The following is a 14731-nucleotide window of genomic DNA, read 5'->3' as shown; positions in this document are numbered from 1 at the left end:
AAAATAGTAGAAGGTGTATATTTTTTCACACCTTCTACTATTTTTATTATGCTTTATAAACAAATCCCTTATTATAAACTAATCCTTGCAGAATTTGTTTCTTATATTTTTCAAGTTGAACATTAACAAACTCTATATTCTTACTTATTTCATTATTTCTATTTTTCAATTCTGCTCTTTCTATTTTTTTAATTTCTAAAATTTTATTTGAAAGCAATTTATATTGAGTTAATTTCTCTAATAATTCTTTATATACACTTTCTATTTCCAAATGTAATTTTAAAGTTAATTCTTCCACTGAACTGAATATAGCGGAATATAAATTATCACAAACTATTATAGAATCCTCTATAATTTCTCTTTTTATAGTTTCATACTTCCCACCATCTTTTTCATTTTGTTTTGAAAATATAGTAGATAACCCAGATGTTAAATTTTTCAAAACATTCTTTTTAGGGAATAAACTTATTTCATCATCTAAACTATTTATATAATCCTCATAACAAATAGAAATTTTTTCTTTTAATTTATGATTTTCTATAAACTTAATTTCTTTAAATTCTTTAGCAAATTCTTCTGATATTGGTATAACTTTGTTAGTGTTATTATTTATATTTCTTATAACTTCTAACTCATTAAAATATATCTTTTCATATTTACTTAAGAATATATCAAATTGACTTTTCATAAGCTTATTCATATTTTCTTTATACCATATTAAAATCTCTTCTGAAACTTTATTTCTAGCTTCTTCTCTAATATTCTTACTTTCTTTTAATTCATCAACTACTTTAACATTTTCTTCTATTACTGCTGGAACAATAGTATTTATTTTTGTGTTAATATACTCCTGTAATAAATTAGTATCTTGAGTTACCCTATTCTTAAAGTTTTCTATATTAGATTTAACTTCATCATCAAATTCTTTATACTTAAAGCTAGCTTCTTCCATAAGTTGAACTTCTAAACCTTTTTTCAAGAATTCATCTTCACACTCTTGATTTATATAATTTAATTCTTTAGAAAGGTTATTATAAAATTCATTATATCTATACATAGTTATATTATTAGGATGTAAAACTTGTATTTTTTCAAGTACATCATTGTAATTTTTACCATTATAGAATGAAATATTTATATCAATTCCCCTTTTTTCTAACCAACTATTAAACTCTTCAATCTCTTTTTTAGTAAAATGTTCTACCCCTTTTATAACAAATAAAACTTTACTTAAATTTTTCTTTTTATATATTTCTACTGAGTTTAATATGTCTTGTTTTAAATCTCCACTGCTGGTTTTTAACATTACAACAGATATATCTGCTAAATCTAAATTCTTTTGGCTACTTTCTAAAATTACATATTCTTCTTTATCTATTTTTTCTTTAAATTCACTATTTTCCTCAATTAATTTATCTAAAATACTTTCTTCATTTATATATTTAGGTAATATTTCTAATACTTTTATGCCTCTTCCCATAATCCTACATTGTTCATTATATTCTATATCAGTTTCCATATTGCATTTTTCACTAACATTTTTTAATTTACCTACTAAATCACTCCATGGATAACTTTCTAATGTATTCTTAGTTCCTATTAACTTATTTACACTAATTCTAAGTATTTCATTTATTATATTTATATCAAAATCTATCTTGTGTACTTCATTTATTGATAATAATTTTGTTGAACACTCAATACTTTCATCATAAAATCCATTATTAAAAGCAGCAACCATGAAATAAAATATTATGTTTTCTTCTAAATCTCTAACTAATTTATTATTATACTTTTTATTATCTAAATCATCATATACTTCTCTTAAAATATCTATACAAACATCAAAATACTTATAGTCACCATTTTTATAACTTATTTTTATTAGCATATTATTTAAATACTTCACAAATCCTTCAAATAAAATATCATCAATTTTTATTCCATCATATAATGTTTTAGAAAGTACTTTCCACTGTTTAAAATCTAATGAATATAATGTTTCATTTAAAATTTCTATTACCTTTTGAAGATATTCCATTGTAAATTTTTTAGTTTCTTTGCAACATTGTGATGCAATATCTATAAAATATTTATCCTTAGTTTTTAAATATTGATTATAACAAATCTCTAAAGATTTTATATAGCTTTCCTTATCTTTTAAAAATACTACTACATCTTTATCTACATTCTCATAATATGGTATAACCTTTAATACATTTATTGCTGCATCATAAGCTCTATCCACATCACTTATTGTTTTAGCTGCATAATATATACATTTATTTTTCTCTAGGAATAAGAATTCTCTATCGCTTACAATTTGTTCATAAAGCTCTAAAGACTTTTCTACATCACTACATATATCCCCTAAATTTTTTCTTGCCCACATAGACAACTCAAATATAGTAATATCACTATTATCTTGAACCATATTAAAAAGTCTACTTTGTTCTTTAGTAATAACTGAAAGTACTTCTATAACCTTTTCAAAATGCTCTTGTGCAAAACTTCTATTATTTTTTTGTATGTATAGTTCTCCTAAAGAAAAGTGACATGTTACAAGCTTTTTAAGATCATCATATTCTAATTTTGCTGCAGGTATATAGCTTAAATCTTTAACTAAATCATTAAAAAATTTTATTAATTGATTATCTTCGACCTCTTTACAAAATGAATTTTTGAGAACCCACTGATAATGTCTTTTCAGAACTAAGGCTACTTCACAACTTTCCTTAGGATTAGATATACTTAAGTAAAAATTGAACTTTTCAACATTCTCATAAGACCTTTGTAAGAATTTTATTTGATTTTTTAGTATCACAATTTTTCACTCCTTAAATACTATATATAATATAATATTTTATTATAAATTTTAATTATCAACTACTTTAGTTGATATAGGAATACAAAATAACTTTAAATTTAATAAAAATTTAAAATGAAAATTTTTTTAGATTTATGAACAATTTTAAATTAGAGCTTATTTCCCTATATAATACTTACTTACAATACATTGTCTATATGTCACTGTATTGACAAGGATATTATAAAAAGCATTATACCTTTCTCTACTTAACAATATACTTAAATTTAATAGAAAGTTCCAGTTAATTTCAAAAAATTATTTTATTATTTATAGTATTGAATTTTTCAATAGCTAACCAATTTATTATTTGATATTAGAATAGATAGTGAATTTATTATTTAATATTAAAATAGATTTTTTAATTTTTCTTACTTGCTATATACTTGTAATTGTTTTATAATAACATTAATTTTAAAATGCGTTGAAGAAGAAAAGTATCATAAATACTAATTTACAGAGAAAAGGTGTTGGTGAGAATCCTTTAAGGTTTATTATTTAATATAATACTCCTAATATAGGTTTATGAGAAGTGCCCTTCTGAGCTGAGTTCTGAAAGTAGGTATTATTTAAATATAAATATGCCTTATAGTATGAATTTCCAGGTTCGCCTGTTATAGCGATAGAATATAAATTTGTATTCGATTTTCAAGTGGGGTTTTTTTACCCAATTAGAGTGGAACCACGGAGTATAATCTTCGTCTCTTATTTATAGAGACGGAGTTTTTTTATACCCTTTTTATATAGAATTGCAATCTATAAATCAAATAATAACTTATCAATTGATAATTTTTAAAACTTTAATCTATTAACTTAATGTATTATTAAAAATTTTAGGAGGTAAATTATGTTATACGAAAACATTTTAGATATGATAGGTAAAACACCTATAGTAAAGTTAAATTCATTAACTTCAAAAGATATGGCTGAGGTTTATGTAAAACTTGAAAAATATAATCCTGCAGGAAGTATTAAAGATAGAGCCGCTCTTGGAATGATAGAAGCTGCTGAAAAAGACGGACTTTTAAATTCTAACTCTATAATTTTAGAGCCTACAAGTGGAAATACTGGTATAGCTTTAGCCATGATTGGTCGTCTTAAAGGATATAAAGTTGCTCTAGTTATGCCAGAGACTATGAGCTTTGAAAGAAGAAACTTAATTAAAGCTTATGGTGCTGAATTGATTCTTACTGATGGTAGTAAAGGAATGAATGGAGCTATAGAAAAAGCTTTAGAACTTGCTAGTGAGAATCCTAATTATTTTATACCTCAACAATTTGAAAATATTAATAATCCTAAAAAGCATTATGAAAGTACTGCACTAGAAATAATAAACGATTTACCAAATTTATCTGCCTTTGTTGCTGGTGTAGGTACTTCTGGAACAATTACAGGTATAGGTAAAAAATTAAAAGAATATAATAACTCTGTTGAAATAATTGCCGTCGAACCTTTAAACTCAGCAGTAATATCCGGTAAAAAACCATCACCTCATAAAATACAGGGTATTGGTGCTGGTTTTATCCCTAAACTTTTCGATCCATCAATTGTAGATTCAATAATGACTGTCAGTGATGAAGATGCCTTCAAAACAGCTAATGATTTAGCTAAATTAGAAGGATTATTCCTTGGAATTTCATCTGGAGCAAATGTTTTCGCTGCAATTCAAATAGCGAAAAAGTTAGGTCCTAATCACAAAGTCTTAGCAATTTCTCCAGATGGTGGTGAAAAATATATTTCTATGAATGTTTTTTCATAGCACTAATATAAGGATGTGACTTTAATGTTTAAATATCTTAGAGAAGACTTAAAAACTATAAAAAAGCAAGACCCTGCTATCAAAAGTACTCCAGAAGGATTTTTATATCCTTGTATATATTCACTGCTTTTCTATAGGATTTCAAATAAATTATACAATCATAACTTTTATTTTCTAGCTAGACTGATTTCTCAATTTAGCAGATCCTTAACAGGAATTGAAATTCATCCTGGTGCTAAAATTGGTAGAAGACTTTTTATTGACCATGGTATGGGTGTTGTAATTGGAGAAACAGCTATAGTTGGTGAAGATGTAGTAATATATCATGGTGTAACTTTAGGAGGTACAGGTCATCATAGTGGTAAACGTCATCCAACTATAGGAAACAATGTAATTATAGGTTGTGGCGCTAAAATTTTAGGTCCTATAACTGTTGGCGATAATTCTAAGATTGGAGCTAACTCTGTAGTAGTAAAACCAATCCCAAGCAATAGTACCGCTGTTGGAATTCCAGCAACAGTTATAAGAACCTATGATCCTCAATTCAAAACAATAGAAGTTATTTAAGAAAAAAAGGTGTCTTTTATATGATTTTAAAAGACACTTTTTTAATTTAAATAAACTTATTTTTGAAATTCTATACCTATGTGTGTTATAATTTTATTTAATATATTTATATATCTTATATAAAATTAAATATAAGTTTCGTATATGCTTAATTATATCAATATACATTAAGGTTTGAGCGTTTCTACCAGGATACCTGAAATTCCTGACTACGAATATAAAGTTAAGATATAAATACATATCTTTATTTAAATGATTAGTTTTAAAACGATTATTTAATATATTCCTAGACAGACAATTGGTCTAGGATTTTTTTAATATAATAATTTAAATGTTACAAATTTATTGGCGGAGGTATAATATGGAAAGTTTAAAAAATAAAATCTTAACTGAAGGTGTTGTTAGAGAAGGAAATATTTTGAAAGTAGATAAATTTTTAAATCATCAAATGGATATAAAATTTTTCAATGAGATTGGAAAAGAATTTAAAGAAAGATTTAAAGATCATAAAATAGATAAGATATTAACTATAGAAGCATCTGGAATTGCTATAGCAGGAATAGCTGCTCAATATTTTGACTATGTTCCAGTAGTTTTTGCTAAAAAAACAGATTCATTGAATATAGATAGCGAACTATATACAAGTAAGGTACATTCATTTACAAAGAAAAAAGATTATACTGTTATGGCATCAAAAAATTTCATTAAAAAAGGTGAAAACATCCTAATAATAGATGATTTTTTAGCTAACGGGTGTGCAGCACTAGGTTTAATAGACATTATAAAGCAAGGGGAAGCTAATGTTGTAGGAGTAGGTATTGTTATAGAAAAAGGATTCCAACCAGGAAGAAAAGTTCTTGAAGAAAAAGATATAAAAGTAGAATCTTTAGCAATAATCGAAAAAATGGATGCTGGAAAAATCTATTTTAAATAATATAAAATACATAACATAAAATAAGAACCATGAATTTCATATTTCGTGGTTCTTATTTTTAACTATTTATTAATTAACTATATTTCCATAACTTACATTACCAATTTATATGATTTTAATTAGACATAGTTTTCAAAACAAATATAATTATATTATAGCTTGTAGTTATTGGTGAATATAATAATATAATTTTTTAAAATATATTAGCCATCTTTAAAATTTATATTTTTAAACTTTAATTACTATAATTCACCTCGGCAATCAAGCTCCTTTAATTCTTGATTGCCTTTTTTATTGATTAATATATAGGGTTCCAAGTTGACTTTTAAAATTATCCATTTCAAAACTTGGATACCTAAAATAGTGAGACATACTCCGAATCACTTAAAATTCAATACTGTATCTTGTGTGAAAATATTTTAAAGTTATTGAATAAATTTAAATTGGAGCTTGTTTCCCTATAATAACTTTTAAGGAGGGTTTTTATAAGTGAAAAAAAATGAAAATAAAATTTACTTTATTACAGCAATTGCCACCATACTTATATCTTTTTCTATAATGGTAGCAATAAGCTTTAAAAGTTCAAAAATAGATTTTAAACCCTATAATGAGTTTTTAAATGATTTAAATACCCATTCCGTATCTACTGTTTATTTAGTTCCATCTCCTAAGATAGAAGTTCTTTTAAACAATGGGACAAGCTATTTAACAGATAATCCAGATAGCAATACATTAAGAGAAACATTACTTAGCAAAAATGTTTCCGTAAAAGATAAATCAAATACATATATGTTACAAACAATATCTTCTATATTTTTAATAATTTCTATAGGCTATTTAACTATTTCTACAATTTCTAAAAAGAAATCAAAAGGTGGTATATCTTCTTTAAATACAGAGGATGTGTCTTCAGTTGCAAAAGAAAAATTTAATTTTAATTCTTTAGCTGGTAATGAAGAAGCTAAAGAAAGTGTTAAAGATATCGTTGATTATCTTAAGTTTCCCGAAAAGTATAAAAAATATGGCGCTCGTGTTCCCAAGGGAGTAATTTTATATGGAGATCCTGGAACTGGTAAAACTTTGCTTGCTAAGGCTATAGCTGGTGAAGCCAATGTTCCATTTTATGCCGTATCCGGTTCAGACTTTATTCAAGTTTATGTAGGTGTTGGTGCTAGTAGAGTTCGTAACCTATTTAAAAAAGCTAAGGCACATAAAAAAGCTGTTATTTTTATTGATGAAATTGATGCTATTGGTAAAAAACGTAGCAATAGCACTAATGGTAGTTCTGAAGAAAAAGATCAAACACTAAATGCTCTATTGACTGAAATGTCTGGATTCAATGAAGATGAAGGTATAATTGTTATTGCGGCCACTAATAGATTAGATATACTAGATCCTGCCCTTTTAAGACCCGGCAGATTTGATAGACATATTGAGATAGGTCTCCCTGATGTATCAGCAAGAGAAAAAATTATTTCATTACATCTTAAAAATAAGCCTTTTAACAATTTAAATATAAAAGATATAGCCATTAAAACCGCTTATTTTTCCGGTGCTAAAATTGAAAATTTAATAAATGAAGCTGCGATACTTGCTTGTAAGGAATCTAGTGATTTTATTACTAATGAACATATAGACACAGCTTTTTCAACAATAATTGCTGGACATGAAAAAATTAATACTTCATCTTTTAAATATGAAGATAAAAAAATAACAGCCTATCATGAAGCTGGGCATTGTTTAATTTCATTGTTAGAACTTCCTGAAGAAAAAGTATCAAAAGTAAGTATTATTCCAACTACCAAAGGTGCTGGTGGATATACTTTAACTTTACCTACTGATAAAAGTTATCAAAATTTAGAGTATTTATCAAAAAAAATTATGGTTTTTTTAGGTGGTAGAGCTGCAGAAGAACTTATTTTTGGTGAAAATCATATTACTACCGGTGCTTATAGTGATTTAAAACAAAGCAGTAATATGATTTACAATATGATAGCTGAATATGGTATGGGGAAATCTCTTGGACTTTTAAGACTTTCAGAGATGCCGACATCAATTCAAAATGCTAGTGCTAAAATGGTGTTAGATGAATGTAAAGACACAATAGATACTTTATATTTTAAAACGAAAACACTTTTATTAGACAATATAGATAATCTTAATATTTTAGCTAACGAACTAATGGATAAGGAAACCCTTTCTTATGATTGTATACTAAAATTAATTGAACAAAATAATTAATTAAAAAAATAAAGCTGTAAGATACACCTTACAGCTTTATTTTTATTCAGACAATCCACTTTCCTTAAATTTCTTATTAAATTTTTCAGTTATATTATCTAACGGTTTTTTCAAAATAACACCAATAAATACCGCACCTATAAAATATATTACTAACATTTTTATATCATAAATCACATTATCCCTTATCGGTCCAGCTACTGCTTCCCTCATAACTCCTATTGCATATGTAAATGGTAGAAATGGATTAATAGCTTGGAAAAATGGTGGTGTTACTTCTATTGGAAAAGTCCCTCCAGAGCCTGCAACCTGAAGTACTAATAATATAACTCCAATGGCTTTACCTACGTTACCCAAAACGGAAACTAAAGTATAGACTATCATAGAAAATACTACAGAGGATATTATTGTAGATATTATAAATAATTTCATATTTACAATATAACATCCAAGTAAATACTTATCTCCTATAGCAACAATTAATCCCTGAATAAGTGCTATTGTTAGGAAGAATAAATATTTTCCAAAAAATTTCTCATAATTTTTTAAAATTCTCTTATCGTCAAATTCATATACATCCACAGTTAGTATAGAAGATAAAATTAATGTACCTACCCATATTGCTAAAACTGTATAGAATGGTGACATAGCAGAACCATAGTTAGGAATCTTATATAAATCGTTTTCTACTAGTTCCACTGGTGTAGATATAAATGTTTTTGCAACATTAGGATCTATTTTTAATAATTCTAATATTTTATCTACAAGTTTTTCATCTTGAAAAATAGTAGTTTTATCATTAATTTTAGATAAAGTTTCTCTTATATAAGGTAAATTTTTCTTAAGCTCTTCTATTCCCTCTATGCCTAATTCACTACCTTTTTCTCCTACTTCTAATATTTGTTCTACTTTAGGAATATCTCCCTTTGCTTCATTTAATAAATTCAACGAATTATCTATTATTGTGTTTAATTTATTTATAACATTATCTAATGCTGGTTTAATCTCTGAATCAAAAGAATTTATCTTTCCATCTAAAAAGTTAATTATATCATTATTTATATCTTTTAATCCTTCTAGAGCATCCTTACCAATAGTTTGACCTTCGCTTGCAGCTTTAATCAATTGATCTACTACTTGTATTTTTTCATTAATCCTTTGAGAAAAATTCTTCAATTGTGCCGATAATTGCTCTAAAACTTCATTGTTAGCTACATTGTTAATTCTGTCTATAGTATCTACTAAGTTTGTTATCTTTGCATCCATGTTATAAAATAATGTTCGAATCCTTTTAAGCCCATCGGTTACTTCAACTCCATTGGTAGAGTCTACTATTCCTTCTATCACTATATTAATTTCTTTAGCTTTATCCCTTACAAATATTAAGCTTTCTTTTACAAATGGAGCTATAGTGTCTATATCTTCTTTACCTCTTTGAATAAACTTCTCACTCTGATTTCCTACCTCTATTGCTGAATTCAAAGTTTCTTTTAAAATTGGAATATTACTTTCAATTTTATCTATAAATTCCTTAGCGGTTATTGAACCTTCATAAAGTTCATTTACTACTGTTTCAATTTCATCCATATTATTATTTAAGTTAGAGATTACATTAATTAATTTTTTCAAAGTAGGTCTTTGACCTTCAATTTCAACACCTATTTTATTAAAATTTTCAAATATAATACCATTAACCATCTCAATAAAGTTTTTAGATACGGTCTCTTGTAAACTAGATGCACCTTTTTCTGTTATTTTAGGTGCTACTGCATTAATTTTTTCATTAACATTATATATAAGCTGAGGTTTTTTAGGATTTTTCTCTAAAAATGAAGTAATATCTTTTGAAAATGTCTCTGTAATTATGATACTTGCATAATATTTACCATGATTAACTCCATAATCTGCATCCTTTTGATCAGTAAAAACCCATCCAATATCATGATTGTTTTTTAATTCTGAAACAATTTCTTCTCCTAATTTCAAATCAATGTTATCAAATTTATATCCAGAATCTTTATTTACAACAGCTACTTTAATTCCCTTCGTGTTTCCATATGGGTCCCAACAAGCTTTAATATTAAACCACGCATACAATGATGGTAAAATACATAATCCTAAAATAATTATAATTGCAACATAGTTTGTAAAAAGCATTTTTAAATCTCTTCTATATATCTGAAATATATTTTTCAACTAATTCACACCTCTCTATTAACAATATTTTAATTATATATATAGTTATAGATTTACACTTTAATAAAAACTTATGCAAAAACTTATATTATTGCCTTTTAATTTAATTAACAGACTAAATATTTTTATACAACAAAAAAAGATAGCTTAATAGCTATCTTTTTTTGGAGCGGGTGAAGGGAATCGAACCCTCGTAACTAGCTTGGAAGGCTAGCACTCTACCATTGAGTTACACCCGCATAATTGTGTTAAAAGTGGTCGGGGTGACAGGGATTGAACCTGCGACCTCATGGTCCCAAACCACGCGCGCTCCCATCTGCGCCACACCCCGATATCAAATTATATATATATTACCATATTTAACTTATTTTTTCAAGTAACTTCAAAAAATAATTGGAGCGGGTGAAGGGAATCGAACCCTCGTAACTAGCTTGGAAGGCTAGCACTCTACCATTGAGTTACACCCGCAAATTGGAGCGGAAGACGAGATTCGAACTCGCGACGTTCACCTTGGCAAGGTGACGCTCTACCACTGAGCCACTCCCGCATATATGGGGTGACCGATGGGACTCGAACCCACGACACCCAGAGCCACAACCTGGTGCTCTACCAACTGAACTACGGTCACCATACATGGTGCGTTTTAAGGGATTCGAACCCCTGGCCCACGCCTTAGAAGGGCGTTGCTCTATCCAACTGAGCTAAAAACGCACATTTACTTGTCAATCATTTAACTTTTGCTCCTGACGACAAAAATAATATTATCATAGTTCTTTTTGTTATGCAAGTATTTTTTTAAAATTTTTGGTGTTTTTTATATTTTTTAAAATAATATAATATATTTACTATAAAAAAACTTAAACCTTACTACATTTTACTTAAAATCATTGTAAATTTACTCTTATTATTATTTTTTAACCTTACACTTAAAATAAAATAATACCATAAAACCTATTCCAAATAAATCAATTATATTGTAAAATTTTAATTTATGTATCTAAGAAAATATAGAATCAAAACTGTATTACAATCTATTTCTATAGAGAAACAAGCTCCAATTTAAATTTATTCAATAACTTTAAATTATTTTCACACAAGATGTAGTGTTGAAATTTAAGTGATTCGGAGCATGTCTCACTATTTTAGGTATCCAAGTTTTGGAATGGATAATTTTAAAAGTCAACTTGGAACCCTATAATACAGTTTTAATTACATAATTATTTTTTAGTCATTTCTTCTGATTTTTTCATACAATCAACTACTGCTTCTATAACTGAAGCTCTAAAACCGCTTTTTTCTAAACTTCTAACAGCTTCAATAGTGGTTCCTCCTGGTGAACAAACCATATCCTTTAATGCTCCTGGGTGCATTCCTGTTTCTAATACCATTTTTGCAGAACCTAAAACCGCTTGCGCTGCAAACTTATATGCCTTATCCCTTGGCATTCCACCTATTACTGCACCATCTGCCAATGCTTCTATAAACATAAACACATAAGCTGGAGATGATCCACTAATCCCTATTACAGAATCTATTAAGTATTCAGAAACAACCTCAGCTTTTCCAAAACTTTCAAATATATCTTTTATATTATTTAATTCTTCTTCTGATACATTCTTATTCTTGCAAAGTGCTGACATTCCTTCATTTACTAACGCTGGAGTATTAGGCATTGTTCTTACTATTTTCGTATCTTCCCCTAATACATTTTCAATATCCTGTATAGTTTTTCCAGCTGCTATAGTTACTATAACTTTATCCTGAGATAAATCTTTTTTAATTTCTTTCATAACTATATCATAAACATTAGGTTTAATAGCTAAAAATAATATATCTGCTTTCTTTGCTACTTCATTAGAATTTGTTGTAGTAAGTACATCAAATTCTCTCTTTATCTCCTCTAACTTACTTTCATTTAAATCAGAAATAATAACTTGATTTGGTTTAACTAGATTAGATTTTATTATTCCACCAATCATAGCTTTACCCATATTTCCTGAACCAATAAATCCAATTATTTTATTCATTTATCTTACCATCCTTTTATATTCCTATTTAAAGTTGTTGTTGTGTTTTTTCAATTATATCATCTTAAATAGTTTGGGTTTGATTTCTTTTAATTTTGTTAAATCTATTATACACAATTGATTCTAGTATTTTAAGTAACTTTAAATATAAAACTTCAAAATATTTTTTAGTTTTGTAAGCATACTTTATACAAATATCTACACACTTACCATACATTTTGAAATTTTCCAAATTTACTAAAAATTTTTTCTCTTCTCTCACTAAAGAATTGCTTGGACAACTTTTTTTAATATCACATATAATATATTTTCCAAAATCATAAACATTTTTTCAAAATATTATTCTTTATCTTTAAAAGGATTTGGTGTAAGAACCTCTAAAATTTTAACTATTTTACTTGTGTGATTAGCAAAGTTATGCATTATTTGTGAACTATAATGAGCAGTGTCTCCAGGATATAACTCGTACTGTTCATTATCTACATATAATGTCAAAACACCCTCTAATACATATATAAATTCTTCACCTTCATGTTTATATTGAGTTAAATTTTCTTCTATGTTATTAGGTAATATTTCTATTAATCTTGGCAATAAAGCCTTATCATTAGGATTAGTAGTCAAGTTATAATTTATAAACATAGAACTATCTATTTTAGCCACTTCTTTTTCATAATTCTTTAAAACTACTCTATGCTTTCTCTTTGGATTAGTAAAAAAATAATTTAAATCCACATCTAAAGCTTCAGCTATTCTCATAAGTGAATCTGTAGCTATACTAGTAAGGCCTCTTTCTAACTGTGACAAAAAACCTATTGAAAGTCCTGTAGCTTCACTTAATTCTCTTAATGTCATTTTTTTATCTGACCTTAGTTCTTTTATTTTATTTCCAATATCTTTTTTCAAAATTTACACCTCTTCATCAACATAGAAATTATCTATTTTTTAACATTTTTCTTAATATTAATAATACTCGAAACTAGTATTATTGTCTATAATTTCCGTTAAATTTTAATTAAATATTTTCATTATAGTGAAAATTTGGTATATTTTCTAAACCCTTAAATAAAATATCAACTTTTCAGTTTATAGTAAAATAATTTTGCACCACACTATTGGGTTTCACATTAAATTTTAAACTTATTCATTTATTAAATGAGAAAATTTAAAATTAATATTTCATTCCTAGTTAACGCTTATTTTAGTTAAGAGTTAATTGTGAATAGTTGTGGTGATTATTACTCACTATTTAACTGACTATATTTTTTATCAATTGATAACAAAAATTTATATATATATCCTTAAGTTTATATAGGGTTCCAAGTTGACTTTTAAAATTATCCATTCCAAAACTTGAATACCCCAAATAGTGAAACATGCTCCGAATCACTTAGAATTCAACACTACATCTTGTGTAAAAATATTTTAAGATTGTTGAATAAATTTAAATTGGAGCTTGTTTCCCTATATCTCTATAAAAAATAAAGAACAAATCACATAATAATGATTTGTTCTTTATTTATCTCTCTTCTCTTTTTTACGCTTATAATACGGACAAATATACTTATTAACTAATACAGCAATAACTATCCCTAACGCTGTTTCTAAAAATCTATTTACCCCATATTCAAATGGAGATTTATCTTTTAAATTAGTCATAATAGCTACAAAAACTATACACGATATAGTTGTTGACTTGTTTTTATGAATTACATCACATAAATATATAAGCAAACTAATACCCAATGCTGTAAGAATTACACTATTAGGCATTATATAAGAAAATACTACTCCTAATATAGCACCAAAGGTAGTCCCTATAAGTCTGTTTTTTCCTACCTCAAAGGAAGTTTCTACAGTAGATTGCATACATATAACTGCTGCTATACAAGCATAAAAAGGTGAAGAAAATTTAAAAATTCTACTTATTACTATACAAATAAAAACAGATACTGCTGTTTTTATATTTCTCATTCCTACTTTCTTCATAAATGTACTCCTTTAAATGACCTATAAAATTTAAATAAAAATCAATATATATAATTTTTTATAGTATATATAATAACTTAATTATATATACTTTTCAAAATCCCTTTTTTATTTATAGCCTATTAAATATAATTTAATGCACTTGTTATTCC

9 protein-coding genes, 6 tRNA genes and 1 riboswitch are annotated in these 14731 nt (G+C 26.6%); of the genes, 4 read left to right on the top strand and 11 right to left on the bottom strand.

The features are described 5' to 3' along the window. Window positions 1-46: 46 nt before the first annotated feature. Window positions 47-2824: a flagellar export chaperone FliS gene (fliS, locus tag ACYUE0_RS02585; protein ID WP_061996700.1), complete on the bottom strand. Its 2778-nt coding sequence runs from the start codon at window positions 2822-2824 to the stop codon at window positions 47-49. A gap of 889 nt (window positions 2825-3713) precedes the next feature. On the opposite strand from fliS, the gene cysK reads away from it, so the two are divergent. From cysK to ACYUE0_RS02565, 4 genes are all read left to right on the top strand, one after another. Further along, on the top strand, window positions 3714-4625 hold the full coding sequence (cysK, locus tag ACYUE0_RS02580) for a cysteine synthase A (RefSeq protein ID WP_460269396.1): 912 nt from the start codon (window positions 3714-3716) through the stop codon (window positions 4623-4625). A gap of 24 nt (window positions 4626-4649) precedes the next feature. Then, complete coding sequence (epsC, locus tag ACYUE0_RS02575; protein ID WP_061996698.1) at window positions 4650-5192, top strand: serine O-acetyltransferase EpsC; 543 nt, start codon at window positions 4650-4652, stop codon at window positions 5190-5192. A 118-nt stretch (window positions 5193-5310) separates the two neighbouring features. Further along, window positions 5311-5424: riboswitch (purine riboswitch) on the top strand. 129 nt (window positions 5425-5553) lie between these two features. Further along, window positions 5554-6126 carry a xanthine phosphoribosyltransferase gene (locus ACYUE0_RS02570; RefSeq protein WP_061996697.1) on the top strand — a complete coding sequence of 191 codons (573 nt, stop codon included), beginning with the start codon at window positions 5554-5556 and terminating at the stop codon, window positions 6124-6126. 489 nt (window positions 6127-6615) lie between these two features. Beyond that, window positions 6616-8367 (top strand): ATP-dependent metallopeptidase FtsH/Yme1/Tma family protein, encoded by a 1752-nt coding sequence (locus ACYUE0_RS02565; protein ID WP_460269395.1) that lies wholly within the window; start codon window positions 6616-6618, stop codon window positions 8365-8367. Between the two features lie 42 nt (window positions 8368-8409). On the opposite strand, the gene ACYUE0_RS02560 is transcribed toward ACYUE0_RS02565, so the two are convergent. From ACYUE0_RS02560 to ACYUE0_RS02515, 10 genes are all read right to left on the bottom strand, one after another. Continuing rightward, window positions 8410-10563: a YhgE/Pip domain-containing protein gene (locus ACYUE0_RS02560; RefSeq protein ID WP_460269394.1), complete on the bottom strand. Its 2154-nt coding sequence runs from the start codon at window positions 10561-10563 to the stop codon at window positions 8410-8412. 165 nt (window positions 10564-10728) lie between these two features. Continuing rightward, window positions 10729-10802, bottom strand: a tRNA-Gly gene (locus ACYUE0_RS02555). A 16-nt stretch (window positions 10803-10818) separates the two neighbouring features. After that, window positions 10819-10894, bottom strand: a tRNA-Pro gene (locus ACYUE0_RS02550). 63 nt (window positions 10895-10957) lie between these two features. Beyond that, window positions 10958-11031 (bottom strand) — tRNA-Gly (locus ACYUE0_RS02545). Window positions 11032-11035: 4 nt separating this feature from the next. Then, a tRNA-Gly gene (locus tag ACYUE0_RS02540) sits at window positions 11036-11110 on the bottom strand. Between the two features lie 5 nt (window positions 11111-11115). Beyond that, window positions 11116-11191 (bottom strand) — tRNA-His (locus ACYUE0_RS02535). A 6-nt stretch (window positions 11192-11197) separates the two neighbouring features. Next, a tRNA-Arg gene (locus ACYUE0_RS02530) sits at window positions 11198-11274 on the bottom strand. A 506-nt stretch (window positions 11275-11780) separates the two neighbouring features. Beyond that, window positions 11781-12590, bottom strand: coding sequence for a pyrroline-5-carboxylate reductase (proC, locus tag ACYUE0_RS02525; RefSeq protein WP_061994654.1), 810 nt, complete (start codon window positions 12588-12590; stop codon window positions 11781-11783). 339 nt (window positions 12591-12929) lie between these two features. Beyond that, window positions 12930-13496, bottom strand: coding sequence for a helix-turn-helix domain-containing protein (locus ACYUE0_RS02520; protein ID WP_061994655.1), 567 nt, complete (start codon window positions 13494-13496; stop codon window positions 12930-12932). 609 nt (window positions 13497-14105) lie between these two features. Then, window positions 14106-14579 carry an FUSC family protein gene (locus tag ACYUE0_RS02515; protein ID WP_061994656.1) on the bottom strand — a complete coding sequence of 158 codons (474 nt, stop codon included), beginning with the start codon at window positions 14577-14579 and terminating at the stop codon, window positions 14106-14108. Window positions 14580-14731: the final 152 nt, after the last annotated feature.

Source organism: Clostridium sp. CTA-19, from assembly GCF_054767855.1.
Note: the sequence above shows the minus strand (reverse complement) of the source record. Positions and strands in the feature narration are given on the sequence as shown.

Coding starts and splice junctions, on each gene's coding strand:
- epsC (WP_061996698.1), top strand. CDS start 4,650: ATGTTTAAATATCTTAGAGAAGACTTAAAAACTATAAAAAAGCAAGAC.
- proC (WP_061994654.1), bottom strand. CDS start 12,590: ATGAATAAAATAATTGGATTTATTGGTTCAGGAAATATGGGTAAAGCT.
- ACYUE0_RS02570 (WP_061996697.1), top strand. CDS start 5,554: ATGGAAAGTTTAAAAAATAAAATCTTAACTGAAGGTGTTGTTAGAGAA.
- cysK (WP_460269396.1), top strand. CDS start 3,714: ATGTTATACGAAAACATTTTAGATATGATAGGTAAAACACCTATAGTA.
- ACYUE0_RS02515 (WP_061994656.1), bottom strand. CDS start 14,579: ATGAAGAAAGTAGGAATGAGAAATATAAAAACAGCAGTATCTGTTTTT.